Below are 19,461 nucleotides of genomic sequence, written 5' to 3'. Positions count from 1 at the left end.
GTAACGCACTGGTTACGCTTTTGCCGGTCAATGTCCGCACGACCGGTGTGGGCAAGGATCTCCACGGCCGTGCGCGGCTGTGAGCCACGGCGGCGGCTCATCCGGACCTGTGAGCCAGGGTGACGGCTCGCCAGGCCGCGTCCTGGGTGACGGGTCAGGTCGTGCTCTCGCGCCACCTGTTGGTGATCGGCAGGCGGCGGTCACGGCCGAAGTTCTTGGGGGTGATCTTGGGGCCGGGCGGATACTGCCTGCGCTTGTACTCCGCCATGTCAACCAGCCTGATCACCCGCGTCACCAGCTCGGGATCGTGCCCGGCCGCGATGAGCTCCTGCGAGCCCATGTCCTTCTCCACGTAGTCGTCCAGCAGCCGGTCCAGCACCTCGTACGGCGGTAGCGAGTCGGTGTCGCGCTGTCCGGGCCGCAACTCGGCGCTCGGCTCCTTGGCGATCGAGTTCTCCGGGATCGGCCGCTCGGCCTCCATCAGGAGGAAGGGGTCGCGGTGGGCGTTGCGCCACCTCGACAACTCCCACACCATCGTCTTCGGCACGTCCTTGATCGGGGCGAAGCCGCCCGCCGAGTCGCCGTACAGCGTGGAGTAGCCCGTCGCGAGCTCGCTCTTGTTGCCCGTCGTCAGCACCAGGTGGCCGTGTTGGTTGGACAGCCCCATGAGGATCATGCCGCGCACTCTGGCCTGGATGTTCTCGGCGGCCAGGCCGGACAGCTCGATCTCCTTCTCATAGGCGTTGACGATCTCCGCGATCGGCACGATCCTCGACCTGACGCCCTGCCTGCGCACCAGCTCCTCCGCGTCGGTCAGCGAGTGGTCGGAGGAGTAGCGGGACGGCATGAGCACGACGTGGACCCGCGAGGGGCCGATGGCGTCAGAGGCGATGGTGGCCGTCAGCGCCGAGTCGATCCCTCCCGACAGAGCCAGAATGACCGACTCGAAGCCGTTCTTGGCCACGTAGTCGCGGACGGCGAGTACGAGCGCGGAGTAGACCTCGGCACACGGGTCCAGCCGTTCGGCGACGTGGGCGGGCTCGGGGGCGTAGGGCTCGACCGGGTCCTGCGACAACACCAGGCGCTCGACCGTGATCGTGGTGCCGTCGCCCGCGTCGTACGGGAACGTCCCCGTCTCCGCCTGCGAGGCCGGCAGGTCGAGGTCGGCGACCAGCAGCTCCTCCTTGAACTGGCCGGCCCGCGCCAGCAGCTCGCCCGAGCCGTCCACCACGATCGAGTCGCCGTCGAAGACCAGCTCGTCCTGCCCGCCGACCTGGTTGACGTAGACGAGCGCGCATCCCGCCTCGCGCGCCCTGCGCGCGCACAGCTCCAGGCGGACGTCGTCCTTCTCCTTCTCGTACGGCGAGGCGTTCGGCACGACGAGCAGCCCGGCTCCCGACTGCCCGACGACGGACACGGGGCCGCCGTCCTGCCAGAGGTCCTCGCACACCGCGATGGCCACGTCGACCCCGTGCAGCCGGAAGACGGGCAGCCGGTCGCCGCGCACGAAGTAGCGGTATTCGTCGAACACCCCGTAGTTGGGCAGGTGGTGCTTGGCCGTGCGGGTGACCACCTCGCCCTTGTGGAGCAGCGCGGCGGCGTCGAGGGGCGCGCCCTTCGGCTGGCCGGTACGGGGAGCCAGGCCGGCGCGGTCGACGTAGCCGACGACCACGGGAATCTCGCCGAGCCCTTCCCGCTCCAGCCTGCGCGCCACCTCCTCCAGGGTCCTGATGCTGGCGTCCACGAACGACGTGCGCAGCACGAGGTCCTCGACGGGATAGCCGGTGAGGGACATCTCGGTGAAGACGACGAGGTGGGCGCCGCGCCCGGCGGCGTCCCGGGTCCACGCGACCAGCCGGTCCGCGTTGGCCGCCAGATCGCCGACGGTCGGGTTGGTCTGTGCCAGGGCAATCCGCAGTTGAGCCACGCGCTCAGCCTAATACGTCACGCTATTTATCGTCCTGGAGACGAAAAGTGACTTATGCCGCTTGCCGGTGCCGGACCGCCGGTCCGAGGGCCAGCATGCCGAGCGCCGCGGCCGCGCCGACGCCGCCCATCGTGAACCACAACGCCTTCGGCCCCAGCTCCAGCAGCGGACCGCCGAGCAGCGGCGCCAGCACCGCGGCCAGCGACCATGCGAAGCCGAACACTCCCGAGTACCGCCCGCGCAGGTGCGTGGGAGCGAGCGCCGCGACGACGGCACCGGGGACGCCGGCGACGATGATCTCCCCGGTCGTCCACACCGCGATCGACACGGCCAGCCCGGTGGTGCTGGTGACGTACGCCGTCATCGCGAACCCCAAGCCCATCACGGCCACTCCCATCGCGAACGTGCGGGCGGCGTCCCTGCGCCCCAGCCAGGCCGACACCAGCGGCTGCACGAGGACGATGAGCACCCCGTTCAGCGCCATGGCCAGGCCGAACTGCCCGGGTGAGAGCTTCACGACCTCCGTCATCGCCACCGGCAGCATGGTCATCGTCTGCGCGTAGAGCAGTGCGTGGCCCAGCACGACCAGTGTGAACCCCACCATCACGCGGTCGCGCAGCACCATGCCGAAGCCGCCGGCGGACTTCTTCGCCTCCGGCCTGGTCTCCGGCACCGCCCGCCACACCAGCGCCGCGAAGACCACGCAGGAGATCGCGTCGATCCAGAACAACCAGACGAACCCGAGCTCCGCCAGCCGGCCGCCGGCCGTCATGCCGACCGCGTAGCCGAGGTTGATCCCCCAGAACAGCAGCCCGTACGCCCGGGGGCGTTCCGCGGGGAAGACCAGGTCGGCGACCAGGGCGTTCGAGGCGGGCCTGTAGACGTCGATCACCAGGCCGAGCGCGAACATGGCGGCCAGGATCGCCGGCAGCGTGGAGCTGTAGCCGAGCGCCAGCATGCTCACGGCGGTGGCCAGCATGCCGCCCGACAGCGTGGCCCGGCGGCCGATCCGGTCCGTGAGCACCCCGGCGAGCAGCTGCGACAGCAGCGAGCCCGCCCCGAAGACGCCCATCACGAGACCGGCCGCGGCCAGCGACAGGCCGCGGCTCTGCGTCAGGTAGACGCCGGTGAAGGGGACGACCATGGTGCCCAGGCGGTTCACCAGTGTGCCGCCCCACAGGGCCCAGAACGGGCGGGGCAGCCCGCCCACCATGGCATGGAGGAAGGACCGCTTCAGCGGCGGGTCCGACGGCTTCTGAACAACGATTCGTGACACGCAAGGAATAGTGATATTTCCACTTATGGGCGGCGAACGATTTAGGGCACACTAAAACCATGACGGTCACCTGGGTGCTCACGCCGGAGGACGTCGCCCGCATCCGTTTCGCGTTCTCCCCCATGTGGGAGCTCGTCGCGAGCCTGCGCACCCTCCAGAAACCCGCCCGGCAGTCACTCCACCTGCCCTGGATCAAGGCCGTCCGGCCCCGGCTGGCCGGGCTCGACCTGAGCGAGCTGTTCGCGCTCGTCCCGCCGACCGGCTACCTCGCCGACTTCATCACCCCGCCGCCCGACACGCCCTTGCCCGACTTCGCCGCCGAACTCGACCGGGTCAGGCGTACGCTGCCCGAGACGGCCCGGCGGGAGGCCCTGCGGATCGAGGGGACCGACCGGGCGGTGATCGAGCGGTTCACGGCCGACCCCGAGGCCGGCGTGGCGAGGATCGCGCGGGCGCTGGAGGCGTACTGGGAGACGTGCTTCGCGGAGTTCTGGCCCCGCGTGTACGGGCTGCTGGAACGCGACGTGCTGCGCCGCTCCCGCCACCTGGCCGAGGGAGGCGCGCGCCGGCTGTTCGCCACGCTCGACCCCGGCGTCACCTGGACGGGGGAGCGGCTGGTCATCGACCGGCCGTGGTGCGCGGTCGAAGGCGTGCGCGGCGACGGCCTGGTGCTGGTGCCCAGCGCGTTCTGGTGGCCGTCGGTCGGGGTGATCACGGCGCCGTACCAGCCGATGCTCGTCTATCCCGTGCTCGGCGCGGGCACGTTGTGGGAGCAGGGCCCGCCGCCCGCGCCCGGCGCGCTCGCCGCGCTGATCGGGCGGAGCAGGGCGCAGATCCTGCTCGCGCTCGCCGAGCCCGCCACCACCTCAGCCCTGGCCGCCCGCATGTCGCTCACCCCGGGCGCGGTCAGCCAGCACCTCGGCGTGCTCAGCGGCAGCGGGCTCACGGTCGGGATGCGGGTCGGCAAGCAGGTCGTCTACCGCCGCACCCCCACGGGCGACACGCTCGCGTGCGGCGGCTCGTGACAACCCGGCGCAACGTCCGACCGCGGTGAGGTCAGGCGTAGCGCTGGGACTCCATGAGCCAGTCGAGGTGGGCGCGCGGCGCCGCCAGATAGGCGCAGGCGACCTTGCTGACGTCCCTGGCGGCCTTCGGCGCGAGATCGGCGAGCGGCAGCAGCCTGGCCGCCTCCTGCATGTCCTGACATCGGTCGGCGATCCGGTCCAGCACCCACGCGGTCGCCTCCCGCTCGCCCAACCCGAGCTGGCGCATCGCGAGCACGACGAAGTTGTGCACGTCGCCGCGCTCCTTCGGCCGTGAGGCCACGTCGTTGCACCAGGCCGTGACGTCGCTGCAGGCGTCCACCAGCCGGCGCCAGGGCTCGCCGTCATGGACCCAGCCCGGCACCTCCACCCGCAGGCACGGCTCCACCAGGTCGTACAGGTAAGGCCCCACCGTGCCCCTGCGCAGTTCCGGATATTCCTCCAGCGTCGGCATCCGGCCGGCCGCCCTGTTGTCGGCCTCCGTACGGCAGGCGTCGTGCTGGCGCTGCAACCCCACCGCGAACCTCGACCGCCACCGGTCGCTCATCCGCGCGCTCGTCACCCGCCACAGGTCGGCGAAGGCCGCCTCCAGCGGGTGGCCGGCCGCGCCCCTCAGCATGCCGTCGAAGACGTCGAGCCGGCACGACCCCTCGTCCAACTCGTCGTCCAGGTGGAACAGCCACGTCAGCCACTGCGCGAACAACGCCGCCGCGGCCGCGTCGAACTCGGCGAAGGCCCGGCCCGCCATCCGGTGGAACCCGACGCCGGGATCGGCGCGCAGGCCGGTGCGCCTGGCCCAGTCGATGACCGCGGCCTCGATCGCGTACACGGCCGGGTGCATGCGGCACGGCGCCGCCATCGCGGGCACCCGCTCGGTCAGCGGCAGCAGCGCCACGGCGGCCGAGCCGCCCCTGCGCGGCAGGGGCAGCATGGACGTCAGGGCCGAACGCAACGCGGTGCGCACCGTGGCGAACACGGTGGTGCTCGTGGTGGTGTTCACGGTCGTCTTCACCGTCGTCTTCACGGTCGTTCTCACCGGGGTTCTCACAGCGGCCCGAAGAGCCAGTTGCCCGCGGCGTTGGGGTCGTCGCTCCTGTAGTACTCGGCAGCGGCCCTGACCAGCCCGTCCACGGTGAGCGTGCCCCTGCCCTCCCGGTCGAGCCGGTCGAACGCCTCGTCCACGTCGTCGTAGGCCACGCCGAACGCGCACAACAGCGTGCGGAACTCGGCGGGGCCGACATTCCCGTCGCCGTCGGCGTCGCACAACTCCGCCACCGCCACCGTCGCCGGCCTGAACACCGGGTCGTAACGGTCGCCGGTGACGAACGCCGCCGTCATCCCCTTACGGAAATCCTCCCGCGTGACACCGGAGTCTCCGTCGCGCTCCAGCGCCAGCGACAAGGTCGACCAGATGCCGTCGAAGCTGCCGACGAGGCTCGCCCCGGTGACCGAGGTGGGGGACTCCCCGAAGCCCACCAGAATGCGGGCGCCCAGACCCAGCAGGTCCTCACGCTCGACGACGCCGTTGCCGTTCGCGTCGATGTGGTCGAACGCTCGATCGAGCTTGTGATTGAGCAGGTCGATAGCCACCAATGCCTCCCCCGAGACTGACTGCGTGATCACAGTAAGTCGGGGCGGGCCCTTTGTCAGCGAGGCTCGCACCGGCTTGTTCCCCGGCGGCCCCCCGGTCGCCCTCACCGGCACCCCTCGTAACGTGTGCGAAACACGGACACGGCATCCTGGGTACGAGACCCGTACTGTCGTCTTGAGGGGATGCCGTGGACCGCCAGCAGGAGTTCGTGCTCCGCACGCTCGAGGAACGCGACATCCGGTTCATCCGGCTGTGGTTCACCGACGTGCTCGGCTTCCTCAAGTCCGTCGCGATAGCCCCCGCCGAGCTGGAGGGCGCCTTCGCCGAGGGCATCGGCTTCGACGGCTCGGCCATCGAGGGCTTCGCCCGCGTCTACGAGTCCGACATGCTGGCCAAGCCCGATCCGGCCACGTTCCAGATCCTGCCCTGGCGCAGCGAGACGCCGGGCGCGGCGCGCATCTTCTGCGACATCCTCATGCCCGACGGCTCGCCGTCGCACGCCGACCCCCGCTGGGTGCTCAAGCGCACGCTCGCCAAGTGCGCCGACATGGGTTTCACCTTCTACACCCACCCCGAGATCGAGTTCTTCCTGCTGAAGAACCGGCCGGAGCCGGGCGGGCGGCCCGAGCCGATCGACTCGGGCGGCTACTTCGACCACACCCCCCACAGCTCCGGCCACGACTTCCGGCGCCAGGCGATCATGATGCTGGAGTCGATGGGCATCTCGGTGGAGTTCAGCCACCACGAGGGCGCGCCCGGCCAGCAGGAGATCGACCTGCGCTACGCCGACGCGCTCACCACAGCCGACAACATCATGACCTTCCGCCTGGTCATGAAGGAGGTCGCGCTGGAGCAGGGCATCTGGGCCTCGTTCATGCCCAAGCCGTTCACCGAGCACCCGGGCTCCGGCATGCACACCCACATGTCGCTGTTCGAGGGCGACCGCAACGCCTTCTACGAAGCCGGCGTCGACTACCGCCTGTCCAAGATCGGGCGCTCGTTCATCGCCGGGCTGCTCAGGCACGCCGCCGAGATCACCGCCATCACCAACCAGTGGGTCAACTCCTACAAGCGGCTCTGGGGCGGTGCCGAGTTCATCGCCGGCCAGGGCGGCGAGGCGCCCTCCTACGTGTGCTGGGGCCACAACAACCGCTCCGCGCTGGTCCGGGTGCCGATGTACAAACCGCACAAGGGCGGCTCGACGCGCATCGAGTTCCGCTCGCTCGACTCGGCGTGCAACCCCTACCTGTCGTTCGCGCTGATCCTGGCCGCCGGACTGAAGGGCATCGAGGAGAGCTACGAGCTGCCCACCGCCGCCGAGGACAACGTGTGGACGCTGACCAGCGCCGAACGGCGGGCCCTCGGCATCCAGCCGCTGCCCGGGTCGCTGGACGAGGCGATCGCCGTCATGGAACGCAGCGAGCTGGTGGCCGAGACACTGGGCGAGCACGTCTTCGACTTCTTCCTGCGCAACAAGCGGGCCGAGTGGAACGAATACCGCCGCACCGTGACCGAGTTCGAGCTCGGCCGCTACCTGCCCGTGTTGTGAAGGGGCCTGTTCGCCCGCGCGGCGCAGAGGGGTAGGCCCGCCCTCAGCGGGCGCGAACCCCCGGAGCGGATCGGCATGACCGCGATTGGGGATGTCCCGCGGTCACCCGTCGTGGTCGGGCGCCGACCCGATGGTCCGGATCTCCCGCGGGCGCTCGCCGTCGTCGAAGGTGATCGCCTCCAGCAGGGCCGCCTCCGAGCGGTCGACGATGAGCGCGCCCGCCGCGGGCCCGGGATCTCCGTTCTTCACCCGCGCCACCAGACCGGCCCACCGCCGCTGGTGTCGCGCGAACGTGCGCGACGCCACCACCCGGCCCCTGGTCCGCTGCCCGGCCAGCGCCGCCTCCGGCGACGCGTCCAGCAGCAGCAGGTACAGGCGGGTCCGGTGCCGCCGCGCCAGCCACGCGAACCCCCTCAGCACGTACGGCCCGCAGCCGCGGTTGTGGGCGATGACCGAACGCCCGCCGGTGAGCGCCCGCCGGATGCGGCCCACATGGGTGGCGAACACCAGGGCGCGGCGCACCGAGCCCGGCACCCGGCGCAGCCTGCCGTGCCAGTGCCGCTTGGCCTGCGCCGAGTCGATCACCACGGCCGTGCCCACCGTGACGGGCCCGCTCTCGGTGCCGCTCAGGGCGTACAGGCGGCGGAGCAGGGTCGTCTTGCCGGCGCCCGGCAGCCCGGTCAGGATGACCAGGGATCCGGGCGGGAACCGTAATCTCGCGCCCCGCACAGGCCCACCCCCGCATGATCAACATACCCGTCCCGTGCCCTTCGGGCGAGGGGACCGCGTGCCTTGCACACTGGCGGACGCCGGGCCGTGACGCGCGTCCTGGAGGCCAGGCATGTCGTGAGAGTAAGCCGGACGGGACGACCTGTGGCTTGCGGCCGGTATCGGCGGATTGGTCGCGGGAGGCGGAGAAGCCGGGATAGGGTACGGCCTGACGCCTTGATCGGCCTCACTCCCGGCAGTGGTCCGGGGTGAGGCCGATTTTCGTTCCTTCTCACTTCCCGCTCACGTCCGCGCGATGTGAGACACCTAACGTCCCTGGCAGGCGTGACCGCGCGGCCGGTGGGAAGCAACGGACCTCGTCAAGGCGTTGTAGGTCGTGTCGATCAGCCGCGAGACCCCCGGCATCTGCGGGAATCGGGAGTCTGGTTAAAATCGGCCTGCTTCTATTGACATTTACGGACTCTTCGCCATAGGCGGCGATATAGGAGGGTGTGGCATGACGACGGCTGCCTTGCAGACCGTGCTGACCGTTCCCGAGCGCTTCCGCGGCCCGGTGGGGATCGCCAACGGCGGCTGGATAGCGGGCACCATGGCGGAGGCCCTGAACGGTGGCCGATCAGCCGTCGAGGTCACACTCCACGCTCCCACCCCGCTGGAGACCGAGCTGCGCCTCGAACACGTGGCCAACTCCGTCTCCCTCTCCCACGGCGAGCGGCTCCTGGTCGAGGCGATCCCCGTGGCGGAAGACCTGGAAGGGCCCGGCTTCGTGCCGTTCACCGACGCCGCCCGCGCCGAGGCGGGGTTCGTCGGGTTGCGGGCGCACCCGTTCGCCGAGTGCTTCGCCTGCGGCATGCGCGAGCCCGGCGACGGCCTGCGCATCTTCCCCGGGCCCGTGGAGGGCACCGACATGGTGGCGGCCGGATGGCGGGTGCCGTTCACCGTGACGGGCGAGGACGGCGTTCGGGCCTCGATCGTCGGGGCGGTGCTCGACTGCATCACCGGCTGGGCCCACTTCGGCCCGGGGGAGACCGCGCTGCTCGGGCGGCTCGCCGTGCAGATCCACCGCCCGGTCCACCCTGGCGGCCGCTACTCCGTGGTGGCCCGGCCGACCGGCCGCGACGGGCGCAAGATGTTCGGGCAGAGCGCCATCTACGAGGACGACGGCACCCTGGTGGCCGCCGCCCGCGCCACCTGGATCGCTTCACGCTGACACCACGCCGTCACCGGCGCGCGGCCCGCCTGAGGGGGATCGCGGTCACAGGCGGGAGACGTGCCGCTGCGCGGCCAGGTCGCCCTCGCGCAGCCGTACACCGTGGCCGGGCTCGCGGCCCGGCGTGACGACGCCGTTCACGATGACCGGCAGGCCGGTGACGAGCTCGCCGTACCAGGTGTGCAGGAAGGCTCTGACCGTCTCCTGGATGAGCCCGTTGGGCTGGCCGCACACGAAATGCACGCAGCCGGCCAGTGTGGCGGGCCCGGTGCAGTCGTGCGGCGCCACCGGCACGCCGTAGGCGTCGGCGAGTGAGGCGACCTTGCGGGCCTCGCTCAGCCCGCCGGTCCACTGGACGTCGAGGGTGAGGACGTCGACGGCGCCCGAGTCGAGCAGTGGCTTGAAGCCGCGCCGCCCGACGCACGTCTCGCCGGCCGCGATCGGCACGGGGGAGTCGAGGCGGGCGTAGGCGTCGGTGGCGTCCGGGCGCAGCGGGTCCTCCACCCAGAACGGCCGGTACGGCTCCAGCGCGCCCAGGATCGTCTCGGCGGCCGGCCGGCTCCACAGGCCGTGCAACTCGACCATCAGCTTCATGTCCATGCCGGCCTCCTCCCGGATCGCCTCGACCACCTTGAGCCCCTGCTCCAGGTCGGCCCGGGAGATGCCGGCTCCGCCCGTGCGCTCGGCCGCGCCGTCGAAAGGCCACACCTTCATGCCGCCGATCCCCTGCTCACACAGGTCACGGGCGAGCCCGGCGGGGTCGGTGAGGAAGGCGGTCAGGTCCTCGTACCGGCCGGCGGCCAGGCCCCAGTTGCCGCTCTCCTGCCGGGTCGAGACGGCGATGTACCCGGGTCCCGCGCAGGTGTTGTAGATGGGCATGCCGTCGTGGACGGCGCCGCCGAGCAGGTCGACGAGCGGCAGCCCGGCGGCCTTCCCGAGCAGGTCCCACAGGGCCAGGTCGACCGCGCCGTTGCCGCGCGTCTCCGCGCCGGAACCCTGGTAGCCGGTGTACGGGGTCAGCAGGCGGGCGACCCGTTCCGGCGTGGGACGGGCCAGGCCGAGCAGGACGGGGGCGACGCTCTCGTGCAGGTACGCCTCCACCGTCCGCGCGCCGAAGAACGCCTCGCCGAGCCCGGTCAGCCCGGTGTCGGTGTGCAGGCGGACGAACAGCAGGTTGGGTTGTACGGCGGGCCGTACGGTCTCGAGAGCGACGATCTTCACGAGTTCCCCTTCCGGTGCTTCAGACCGGATATGCGCGGCCGGGCAGGCGTTCAAACGTGCCGCCGACCCGGACGGTTCCTCCCGACATGTAGCATCTTGCTCCGAAATTTCCGGATAATGGGCTGGTATGAGCGTTACCGTCATCCAGCACGAGGCCGACGCCGGGCTCGGACACCTGGAGGCCTGGCTGGGACTCGACTGCGACGTCGTACGGCCGTACCTGGGCGACGAGGTCCCCGCACGCCCGGGAGACGGGCTGATCGTGCTCGGCGGCGCGGCGGCCGCGTGGGAGGACGAGCGCAGCCCCTGGCAGCCCGCCACCCGAGACCTGCTGCGGCGGGCGGCCGAGGAGGGCACGCCGACGCTGGCGATCTGCCTGGGGGCGCAGCTGCTGACCATGGCCTGCGGCGGAGCCGTCGAGCGTGGCTCCCACGGGCTGGAGGTGGGCGCCCGCGAGGTGCGCGCCCTGCCCGGTGCCGCCTCCGACCGGCTCTTCTCCGGGATCGGCACGGCCGTGGCCGTCCAGTACCACCAGGACGTCATCACGCGGCCGCCCGACGGCGCGGTGCCGTTGATGACCGGCTCGCCCTACCCCCACCAGGCCTACCGGCTCGGCGAGGCCGCGTGGGCGGTGCAGTTCCACCCGGAGGCCACACCGGAGATCTTCGCGTCCTGGACCAGGGAGACGGCCCTGGAAGGGGCCGAGGAGCTGAACACGGAGGTCAAGGAGGCCGAGAGCGACCTCGTCGCGATCTGGCGTCCGGTGGCCAGGGCGTTCGCGGACGTGGTGCGGACCTCCGCCCGCTGACTGGTGTGCGGCCACCGGCCGAAACGACAGAGAGCCTGCTACGGCCCGCGGTGGGGGAACTGCCACTATGGAGGGGTGCCCAGGATCGAATCCACCGCCGCCAGGCTCGCCAAGCTCGGTTTCGCCGACGGCGCCAGGGCCGCCAGGCTCGTCGGCCAGGCGGGAGGCGAGCTGGACGACCTGCTGGAGTCCCTGGTCGACGTGGCCGACCCCGACCTGGCGCTGGCCTCGCTGGCCCGCCTGGCCGAGCGAGAGCCGTCCGTGCCCCGCGTGCTCCGGGAGAACGCCGAGCTGAGGGCCGGGCTCGTCGCCGTGCTCGGCGTCAGCGCGGCGCTCGGCGAACACCTCGTACGCCACCCGAAGCAGGTGGCTCTGCTGGCCGAGCCCCGCCTGGGCGACCCGCGCGAAGAGCTCCTCCGCGCGGTCGGCGCCGATCCGGGGTGCGAGGCGCGCACGCCGCCGGCCGACGCGCTGACGGCGTTGCGGGTGGCCTACCGCGGCAGGCTGATGCACCTGGCCGCGCGCGACCTCACCGGCCAGGCCACGCCTGCGGAGGTCATGGCGGAGCTGTCCGACCTGGCGGGCGCGGCGCTGGAGGCCGCGCTGGCCATCGCGCGGGCCGAGGTCGACGCCGCAGACGTACGCCTGGCCGTGATCGGCATGGGCAAGTGCGGCGCCCGCGAGCTCAACTACATCAGCGACGTCGACGTGGTCTTCGTGGCGGAGCCCAGGGAGGGCGCCGACGAGGCCAAGGCGCTGCGCTCGGCGACCCGGCTGGCCCAGGCCATGATGCGGGCCTGCAGCACGACCACCCCCGAGGGCTCGCTGTGGGAGGTGGACGCCGGGTTGCGGCCGGAGGGCCGGTCGGGCCCGCTGGTGCGCACGCTCGCCAGCCATTTGGCCTACTACCGGCGCTGGGCGAAGACGTGGGAGTTCCAGGCGCTGCTCAAGGCCCGGCCGGTGGCCGGCGACCTGGAGCTGGGCGCGGCCTACGTCGAGGCGGTCAACGAGCTGGTCTGGTCGGCGGCCACCCGCGAGCACTTCGTCGAGGACGTGCAGGCGATGCGCCGCCGGGTGGAGTCGCACGTGCGCGCCGAGGGCGAGCGCCAGCTCAAGCTGGGTCCCGGTGGGCTGCGCGACATCGAGTTCGCGGTGCAGTTGCTGCAGCTCGTGCACGGCAGGCTCGACCCGCTGCTGCGCCGCAGGGGCACGCTGCCCGCCCTGGCCGCGCTCTCCCGCGGCGGCTATGTCGGTCGTGACGACTCGCGCGGCCTGGCGGAGGCGTACACGTTCCTGCGCCAGGTCGAGCACCTGCTGCAGCTGCACCGGCTGCGGCGTACGCACATCGTGCCGGAGGACGAGGCCGACCTGCGCCGGCTGGGCCGGGCGATGGGAATGCAGGCCGACCCGGTGGGGGAGTTCACCGCCAGGTGGCGGCGGCACGCGATGGAGGCGCGGCGGCTGCACGAGAAGCTGTTCTACCGCCCGCTGCTGCAGGCCGTGGCCCGGCTGCCGGAGTCGGGGGCGCGTCTGTCGGCGTCGGCGGCGGCGGCCAGGCTGGAGGCGCTCGGCTACGACGACCCCACCGGCGCGCTGCGCCACATCGCCGCGCTGACCACGGGGGTGTCCAGGAGGGCCGCGATCCAGCGCACGCTGCTGCCGGTCATGCTCGGCTGGTTCGCCGACACGCCCGACCCGGACGCGGCGCTGCTGGGGTTCCGGCAGGTCAGCGACAAGCTGGGCAGCACGCCGTGGTATCTGCGGCTGCTGCGCGACGAGACGGCGGTGGCGGCCAGGATGGCGCGCGTACTCGGGACCAGCCGCTACGCGACCGGCCTGCTCATGCACGCGCCCGACGCCGTGGCGATGCTGGGCTCGGACGAGGAGCTGGCCGTGCGCTCGCGGGAGTCGCTGCTGGGCGAGGCGTCCGCCGCGGTGTCGCGGCACGCGGGCGACCCGGAGACCGCCGTCTCGGCCGTGCGGGCGCTGCGGCGCAAGGAGCTGTTCCGTACGGCCGTCGCCGACATCTTCGCGCTCGTCGACATCGAGACGGTGGGCACGGCGCTGTCGCGGCTGACCGACGTGACCCTCCAGGCCGCGCTCCAGGCCGCGCTCCAGGCCGCGCTCCAGGCCGCGCTCCACGCCGCGCTGGGCACCTCCGCGCCGCCCACCTCGTTCGCCATCATCGCCATGGGCCGGCTGGGCGGCATGGAGTGCTCCTACGCCAGCGACGCCGACGTCATGTTCGTGCACTCGCCGCTGCCGGGCGTGGACGAGCGGGAGGCCACCGACGCCGCCCACGCCGTGGCCAACGAGCTGCGCAGGCTGCTGTCGCTGCCCGCCCCCGACCCGCCGCTGGCCATCGACCCCGACCTGCGGCCGGAGGGGCGGCAGGGCCCGCTGGTGCGCACGCTGGCCTCCTACCGCGCCTACTACGCGCGCTGGTCGTCGCCGTGGGAGGCGCAGGCGCTGCTGCGGGCCAGGTTCTCGGCCGGCGACCCGGAACTGGGCGCCGCGTTCGTGGCGATGGCCGACGAGCTGCGCTATCCGCAGGACGGCCTGCGCGACGACGCCGTCAGGGAGATCAGGCGGCTCAAGGCCCGCATGGAGGCCGAGCGGCTGCCGCGCGGCGCGGACCCGGCCCTGCACACCAAGCTCGGCCCCGGCGGGTTGTCCGACGTGGAGTGGGTGGCCCAGCTCCTGCAACTGCGCCACGCGGGCGCCCTGCCTGCCCTGCGCACCACCCGTACGCTGGAGGCGTTGCGCGCGGCCGTGTCCGAGGGGCTGCTCGATCCTGCGGACGAGGAGGTGCTCGCCGAGTCGTGGCGGTTCGCCTCCCGCATCCGCGACGCGATCATGCTGGTCAAGGCGCGGCCGGGCGACAGCGTGCCGCGCGACTCGAGGGAGCGCGCCCTGATCGCGCAGGCGCTCGGCTACCCGCCGGACGGCTCGGAGGACTTCCTCGACGACTACCGCCGGGTGACCCGCCGCGCCCGGCAGGTGATGGAGCGCGTCTTCTACGCGTGACGGGCCACCGGCGTCCGCGGGACGTCCCTGACGGAACGGGGATCAGGGCGGGGCGCCGAGCGAGCCCGTGGCCGCCAGCGCGATCACGTCGGCCAGCTCCGCGAGCTCGCCGGGGTCGTCGGTGAGCCGGGCGGTGGCCAGGCGCAGGTGGTGGGCGGGCACGGGGCCGATGACGTAGCGGCTGCCCGGGGCCGCCGAGATCCCGTGCGCCGCGAGGGTGACCAGGGCCGCGGGCTCGTCGCGTACCGGCACCCACAACACCAGGCCGTCGCGCCCGCCCGTGCGCACGCCGCGGGCGGACAGCTCCGCGGCCAGCCGCGCACGCCGCCCGGCGTAGGCGGCGCGGGCGCGCTCGACGCCGGCCCGCGTCCCGGGGTCGTCGAGCAGGTGGGCCAGCGCGTCCTGGAGGATCCTGCTGGTCCAGCCGGTGCCGAAGCTGCGCAGCACGCGCACCCGCTCCACGGCCTCTGCCGCCCCGCCGACGACCGCGATGCGCAGGTCGGGGCCGTGGGACTTGGAGTACGACCGCACCAGCACCGTACGGTCGGGGAACCGCGCTCCCATGCTCACCGTCGGCGAGACCGACAGCGCGCCGATCCCGTCGTCCTCGACGATGAGGGTCGCCGTGGGCTCCAGCAGGGCGGCCAGTTCGGCGGAGCGCTCAGGGGTGACGGCGTGGCCGCAGGGCGACTGGCCGCGCGGCTGGTAGACGAACGCCACCGGCCTGGCCCGCAGCGCCTTGGCCAGTGCGCCGGGCAGCGGGCCGTCCTCGTCGCAGGCGACCGGGACGATCTGCACGCCGATCGTCTCCAGGATGTCCAGCAGCCGCGCGGCCGTCGGCTCCTCGATGGCGATCCGGTCGCCGGGCAGCGCCGCGGTCTGGCAGAGGAGCTGCACGCCCTCGTAGCCGCCGCCGACCGCGAGCCAGCCCTGCGCGGGGAACGGCCAGTCCGGCTCCACGGCGGCGCGCAGCCGTGGGGTGATCGTCTCGCGCGTGTAGTCGTTGAGCCGGTCGGCGTGTGCGGCTGCGGACAGCGCCGCCTCCAGCGGCGGCAGCAGCGCCGGGTCGGGGGAGGCGATCGCCAGGTCGATGGCCAGCCGGTCGCCGAAGTGGCCGATGCGCTCGTACCGGATGGGGCGCGGCACGTCGGGCGGGCCGAGCACCACCGTGCCCCTGCGGCGGTCGGTGCGGATCATGCCGTGCCGGCGCAGCTCCGACCACGCCTCGGCGACGGTGCCGGAGCTGACCCTCAGCTCCCTGGCCAGGGCGCGCACGGTGGGCAGGCGGGTGTCGGCGGTCACCGTGCCCTCCCTGATCAGATCGGTCAGGACGGTCGCGATCCCGCGTGCGCTCGGTTCGCCGATGCGTTCCGCCAGCCATGCGGCGTCCACTCCACCCCCATGAGTTCCGCAAATCTTTGTTCAGCAACAAAGATCGTCTTGTGTTCACCTTTCCCCTGAACATATGGTTCATCGCAATTCGCGGCAACTAATGTCGTTTGGGGGGTTTGTGGCGGAGATTCGGATTCGGCTGGCGGCGCGGGACTGGGACCACCTCGTGCCGATCGTGACGGGGCAGGTCAGGCCCGAGGGCTTCGCCCTCGACCTCGACTCGCGCCGCGTCACACCCGACGTGCTGGGCGAGCCCGGCCTGGACGGCGGCGAGACCTCGTTCAGCAGGTACGTGCTCGGCCGCGCCGCCGGCGACGACCGGCTGGTGGGCCTGCCCGTCTTCGTCATGCGCGGCTTCCGTCACCGGTGCGTCCTCGTCCGCCGCGACAGCGAGCCGGCCTCGCTGGAGGAGCTCAAGGGCGCCCGCATCGGGCTCACCGGCTGGCCCGACTCGGGCAACACCTGGACCCGGGCGCTGCTGAGAGCCGCGGGCGTGGACCTCGGCGGTATCGACTGGACGGTGGGCCCGCTGGTCGCCGGCGAAAACGGCAAGGAAAGGACCGGCCCCGGCCCGCTCCCCGGCAACGTCTCGCTGACCGGCGACGGGCTCGCGGAAGGGCTCGCGGCCGGCCGCTTCGACGCGATCATGACGCCGTTCATGCCGCCGGAGCTGTTCACCCCGGACAGCCGCCTGCGCCACCTGCTGCCCGACCACCGCGCCGCCGAGCTCGCCTACTACCGGCGAACCGGTTTCGTGCCCGGCATCCACCTGGTGACGCTCAAACGCGAGAGCGTCGAGCGCCACCCGTGGCTGCCGCGGGCCGTACAGGACGTGTTCGAGCGCTCCAAGCGGCACTGGCTGGCCCGGCGGCGGCTGCTCGCCGACACCACGCCGTGGTTGCTGTCCGACCTGACCACGACCGCGCTGACCTTCGGCCACGACTGGATGCCGTACGGCGCCGCCCCCAACGCGGCCATGGTCGCCGCCTTCTGCGACGAACTGCACGCCCAGGGCATCTCGTCCCGACCCATCGGAGCCGAGGAGGTCTTCGCCGCATGAGAATCGCCGTCGGGCAGTTCGCCTCCGCGGAGGACTGGACCCAGAATCTCAGAACCTGCCAGGCCTTGATCGACCAGGCCGTGGCGGGCGACGCAGGCCTGCTGGTGCTGCCCGAGGGCTCGCTCGCGCTCTTCGTCGACGAGCCCGCCCGCATCAGGCAGGCCGCGCAGCCCCTGGACGGGCCGTTCGTCAGCGGGCTGGTCGAGCGTACGCGCGGCTCGGCCACCACCGTGATCGCCGGCGTGCACGTCCCCGCCGGCGACGGCCGCGTGCACAACGTCCTGGTCGCCGCCAGGGACGGCGAGCTCGTCGCCACCTACACCAAGCTGCACCTGTACGACGCCTTCGGCCGGCGCGAGTCCGACAACGTCGTCCCCGGCACGAACGCCCCCGTCGTGATCGACTGCGCGGGCTGGAAGGTCGGCATGATGACCTGCTACGACGTGCGCTTCCCCGAGATGGCCAGGCTGCTGGCCGACCAGGGCGCCCAGATCATCGCGCTGCCCACCGCGTGGGTGCGCGGCCCGGCCAAGGAATGGCACTGGGAGGTCATGGTCACCGCCCGCGCTCTGGAGAACACCTGCTACGTGGCCGCCTCCGGCGAGTGCGGCCGGCGCAACATCGGGGCCAGCATGGTCGTCGACCCGCTCGGCATCATCCGCTCCCGGCTCGGGGACGCCCCGGGGATGCTCTGGGCCGACGCCTCGGCCGGTGAGCTGGCCGACGCCCGGCTCACCCTGCCCGTCCTCGAGAACCGGCGCTTCGCCGTCGACCCACGATTGGAGCGACATGTCTAAGCACGCGACGCGGGTGACGGCCGCCCTGCTCGGCGCGGCCCTCCTGGCGGCCGGATGCGGCGCCAACCCGGAGGAGGCGGAGGGGGTGCTCGACTCCCAGCAGCCCAAGGGCACGACCGCCGCCCAGGCCAAGGACCAGGCGCTGCACGACCGCCTGCCCGGCAAGGTCAAGCAGGCGGGCAAACTCGTCTCGGTGAACAATGGCTCCTTCCCGCCGTACGAGATCGCCGGACCCGACGGCAGGTCGCTGACCGGTGCCGCCGCCGACATGTCCGAGGCGCTCGGCCAGGTGCTCGGGGTCAAGATCGAGCACGTCACGGTGGACGGCCTGCCCAGCTCGCTCACCGGCATCGCCTCCGGGCGCTACGACTTCGCCATCGGGCCCGTCGGCGACTTCCGCGACCGGCAGAAGTCCAACGACTTCGTCGACTGGGTCAAGGAGTTCGTGGTCTTCGCGGTGCCGAAGGGAAACCCGAACAAGATCGGCTCGCTGACGGACACGTGCGGGCTGAAGATCTCCGTCATGGCCGGCGGCTCCGCCGAGAGCGTGATCAAGGGCCAGTCGCGGACGTGTGCCGAGGAGGGCAAGCCGAAGATCAACGTGCAGTCGTACAAGGACCAGCCCACCTCCGTGCTGGCGGTCAGCTCCGGACGGGCCGACGCGTTCTTCTCTTCCCAGGCGCCGCTCACCTACTTCGTGGACCAGGCCGGCGGCGAGCTCGAACTCGCCGGCAAGGGGCAGTCCAACGGGTTCGACGACCTCTACCAGGGCGCCGTCGTGGCCAAGGACTCGCCGCTGCGCGACGTGCTCAAGGACGGCATCCAGAAGCTGATGGACAACGGTGCGTACGACAAGATCATGGACAAATGGGGCACGTCCGACAACAAGTTGGACCAGGCCGGCGTGAACCTGGCGAAGTCATGAGCCTGCCCGACGTCGACGTCGCGGGCGCCGCCCGCACCCGCCACCCGCTGCGCTGGGTCGCCTCGATCGTCCTGCTCGTGCTCGGGGCCCAGCTCGTGAGCCTGCTGGTCACCAACCCCAACTTCCAGTGGGACGTGGTCGGCCGGTACGTCAACGCCCAGATCATCGGCCAGGGCATCTTCACCACGCTGCTGCTCACCGTGATCGCCATGGCCGTGGGCGTCGTCCTCGGCGTGCTGCTCGCCATCGGCCGGCTGTCGGAGAACCCGGTCGCGCGGGCCGCCTGCGGCCTGTACGTGTGGTTCTTCCGCGGCACCCCGGTGCTGGTGCAGCTCGTGCTCTGGTACAACCTGTCGTACCTGCTGCCGGAGATCTCGTTCGGTGTCCCGTTCGGGCCCGAGTTCGTCAGCGCCGACACCAACGTGCTCATCACACCGCTGCTCGCCGCCATCCTCGGCCTCGGCCTGAACGAGGGCGCGTACATGGCGGAGATCATCCGCGGCGGTCTCATGTCGGTCGACCACGGCCAGACCGAGGCGGCCTCCGCGCTCGGCATGAGCGGCGCCAGGACCTTCCGCAGGATCGTGCTGCCCCAGGCGATGCGCTTCATCATCCCCCCGACCGGCAGCCAGGTCATCAGCATGCTGAAGGCCACGTCGCTGGTCAGCGTCATCGCGCTGGCCGACCTGCTCTACACCGTGCAGTCCATCTACAACCGTACGTTCCAGACCATCCCGCTGCTGATCGTCGCCTGCCTCTGGTACCTGATGATCACCTCGATCCTGTACGTCGGCCAGTCGTTCATCGAGCGCCACTACGCACGCGGCGCCACCAGGAACGCCCCGCAGAGCTTCTGGTCGTTCCTGACCTTCCGCCGCCGCCCGACCCCGGAGGTGCCCTCGTGAC

Annotated in this window: 16 protein-coding genes; 9 read left to right on the top strand and 7 right to left on the bottom strand. The window is 72.0% G+C overall.

Annotated features, from left to right (window positions below; translation table 11 throughout):
* Nucleotides 1-154: 154 nt before the first annotated feature.
* The gene (locus tag E1267_RS05140) at nucleotides 155-1,927 is read right to left on the bottom strand and encodes an NAD+ synthase (RefSeq protein WP_132330290.1); all 1,773 of its coding nucleotides are present in this window, start codon (nucleotides 1,925-1,927) and stop codon (nucleotides 155-157) included.
* Between the two features lie 52 nt (nucleotides 1,928-1,979).
* The gene (locus tag E1267_RS05135) at nucleotides 1,980-3,203 is read right to left on the bottom strand and encodes an MDR family MFS transporter (protein WP_246063484.1); all 1,224 of its coding nucleotides are present in this window, start codon (nucleotides 3,201-3,203) and stop codon (nucleotides 1,980-1,982) included.
* A gap of 59 nt (nucleotides 3,204-3,262) precedes the next feature.
* On the opposite strand from E1267_RS05135, the gene E1267_RS05130 reads away from it, so the two are divergent.
* On the top strand, nucleotides 3,263-4,228 hold the full coding sequence (locus E1267_RS05130; RefSeq protein ID WP_132330288.1) for an ArsR/SmtB family transcription factor: 966 nt from the start codon (nucleotides 3,263-3,265) through the stop codon (nucleotides 4,226-4,228).
* Between the two features lie 31 nt (nucleotides 4,229-4,259).
* Here E1267_RS05130 and E1267_RS05125 read toward each other — a convergent pair whose 3' ends face one another.
* Nucleotides 4,260-5,258 carry a terpene synthase family protein gene (locus E1267_RS05125; RefSeq protein ID WP_246063483.1) on the bottom strand — a complete coding sequence of 333 codons (999 nt, stop codon included), beginning with the start codon at nucleotides 5,256-5,258 and terminating at the stop codon, nucleotides 4,260-4,262.
* Between the two features lie 32 nt (nucleotides 5,259-5,290).
* A complete protein-coding gene (locus E1267_RS05120; protein ID WP_132330284.1) occupies nucleotides 5,291-5,836 on the bottom strand; it encodes an EF-hand domain-containing protein in 546 nt (181 codons plus the stop codon).
* 188 nt (nucleotides 5,837-6,024) lie between these two features.
* On the opposite strand from E1267_RS05120, the gene glnA reads away from it, so the two are divergent.
* The gene (glnA, locus tag E1267_RS05115) at nucleotides 6,025-7,386 is read left to right on the top strand and encodes a type I glutamate--ammonia ligase (RefSeq protein WP_132330282.1); all 1,362 of its coding nucleotides are present in this window, start codon (nucleotides 6,025-6,027) and stop codon (nucleotides 7,384-7,386) included.
* Between the two features lie 102 nt (nucleotides 7,387-7,488).
* Here glnA and E1267_RS05110 read toward each other — a convergent pair whose 3' ends face one another.
* Entirely contained in the window at nucleotides 7,489-8,115 is a 627-nt protein-coding gene (locus E1267_RS05110) for an AAA family ATPase (protein WP_132330280.1), read from the bottom strand.
* A 496-nt stretch (nucleotides 8,116-8,611) separates the two neighbouring features.
* Here E1267_RS05110 and E1267_RS05105 point away from each other — a divergent pair, with 496 nt between their 5' ends.
* A complete protein-coding gene (locus E1267_RS05105) occupies nucleotides 8,612-9,325 on the top strand; it encodes a PaaI family thioesterase (protein ID WP_132330278.1) in 714 nt (237 codons plus the stop codon).
* 45 nt (nucleotides 9,326-9,370) lie between these two features.
* Here the strand turns inward: E1267_RS05105 and E1267_RS05100 are convergent, their stop codons facing one another.
* Nucleotides 9,371-10,546 carry a mandelate racemase/muconate lactonizing enzyme family protein gene (locus E1267_RS05100; RefSeq protein ID WP_220449344.1) on the bottom strand — a complete coding sequence of 392 codons (1,176 nt, stop codon included), beginning with the start codon at nucleotides 10,544-10,546 and terminating at the stop codon, nucleotides 9,371-9,373.
* Between the two features lie 127 nt (nucleotides 10,547-10,673).
* Here E1267_RS05100 and E1267_RS05095 point away from each other — a divergent pair, with 127 nt between their 5' ends.
* Nucleotides 10,674-11,354: a type 1 glutamine amidotransferase gene (locus tag E1267_RS05095; protein WP_132330274.1), complete on the top strand. Its 681-nt coding sequence runs from the start codon at nucleotides 10,674-10,676 to the stop codon at nucleotides 11,352-11,354.
* Nucleotides 11,355-11,429: 75 nt separating this feature from the next.
* Nucleotides 11,430-14,381 (top strand): bifunctional [glutamine synthetase] adenylyltransferase/[glutamine synthetase]-adenylyl-L-tyrosine phosphorylase, encoded by a 2,952-nt coding sequence (locus E1267_RS05090; protein WP_132330272.1) that lies wholly within the window; start codon nucleotides 11,430-11,432, stop codon nucleotides 14,379-14,381.
* A 42-nt stretch (nucleotides 14,382-14,423) separates the two neighbouring features.
* Here E1267_RS05090 and E1267_RS05085 read toward each other — a convergent pair whose 3' ends face one another.
* A complete protein-coding gene (locus E1267_RS05085; RefSeq protein ID WP_132330270.1) occupies nucleotides 14,424-15,773 on the bottom strand; it encodes an aminotransferase class I/II-fold pyridoxal phosphate-dependent enzyme in 1,350 nt (449 codons plus the stop codon).
* A gap of 118 nt (nucleotides 15,774-15,891) precedes the next feature.
* Here E1267_RS05085 and E1267_RS05080 point away from each other — a divergent pair, with 118 nt between their 5' ends.
* Genes E1267_RS05080 through E1267_RS05065 form a run of 4 tightly spaced genes read left to right on the top strand, consistent with a single transcriptional unit; the run spans nucleotide 15,892 to nucleotide 19,460 of the window.
* Nucleotides 15,892-16,833: a substrate-binding domain-containing protein gene (locus tag E1267_RS05080; RefSeq protein ID WP_132330268.1), complete on the top strand. Its 942-nt coding sequence runs from the start codon at nucleotides 15,892-15,894 to the stop codon at nucleotides 16,831-16,833.
* Nucleotides 16,830-17,630 carry a deaminated glutathione amidase gene (locus E1267_RS05075; protein WP_132330266.1) on the top strand — a complete coding sequence of 267 codons (801 nt, stop codon included), beginning with the start codon at nucleotides 16,830-16,832 and terminating at the stop codon, nucleotides 17,628-17,630. The genes E1267_RS05080 and E1267_RS05075 overlap by 4 nt, the downstream gene beginning before the upstream one ends.
* On the top strand, nucleotides 17,623-18,555 hold the full coding sequence (locus E1267_RS05070; RefSeq protein WP_132330264.1) for an ABC transporter substrate-binding protein: 933 nt from the start codon (nucleotides 17,623-17,625) through the stop codon (nucleotides 18,553-18,555). The genes E1267_RS05075 and E1267_RS05070 overlap by 8 nt, the downstream gene beginning before the upstream one ends.
* Nucleotides 18,552-19,460, top strand: a complete 909-nt coding sequence (locus tag E1267_RS05065) for an amino acid ABC transporter permease (RefSeq protein ID WP_132330262.1) — start codon at nucleotides 18,552-18,554, stop codon at nucleotides 19,458-19,460. Before E1267_RS05070 ends, E1267_RS05065 begins: the two co-directional genes overlap by 4 nt.
* The last annotated feature ends 1 nt before the right edge of the window (nucleotide 19,461 follow it).

Origin of the sequence: Nonomuraea longispora (assembly GCF_004348345.1) — a bacterium.
GTDB classification, from domain to species: domain Bacteria; phylum Actinomycetota; class Actinomycetes; order Streptosporangiales; family Streptosporangiaceae; genus Nonomuraea; species Nonomuraea longispora.
This window is presented reverse-complemented; position numbering and strand designations above follow the sequence as displayed.

Coding starts and splice junctions, on each gene's coding strand:
- E1267_RS05130 (WP_132330288.1), top strand. CDS start 3,263: ATGACGGTCACCTGGGTGCTCACGCCGGAGGACGTCGCCCGCATCCGT.
- E1267_RS05105 (WP_132330278.1), top strand. CDS start 8,612: ATGACGACGGCTGCCTTGCAGACCGTGCTGACCGTTCCCGAGCGCTTC.
- E1267_RS05095 (WP_132330274.1), top strand. CDS start 10,674: ATGAGCGTTACCGTCATCCAGCACGAGGCCGACGCCGGGCTCGGACAC.
- E1267_RS05075 (WP_132330266.1), top strand. CDS start 16,830: ATGAGAATCGCCGTCGGGCAGTTCGCCTCCGCGGAGGACTGGACCCAG.
- E1267_RS05070 (WP_132330264.1), top strand. CDS start 17,623: ATGTCTAAGCACGCGACGCGGGTGACGGCCGCCCTGCTCGGCGCGGCC.
- E1267_RS05065 (WP_132330262.1), top strand. CDS start 18,552: ATGAGCCTGCCCGACGTCGACGTCGCGGGCGCCGCCCGCACCCGCCAC.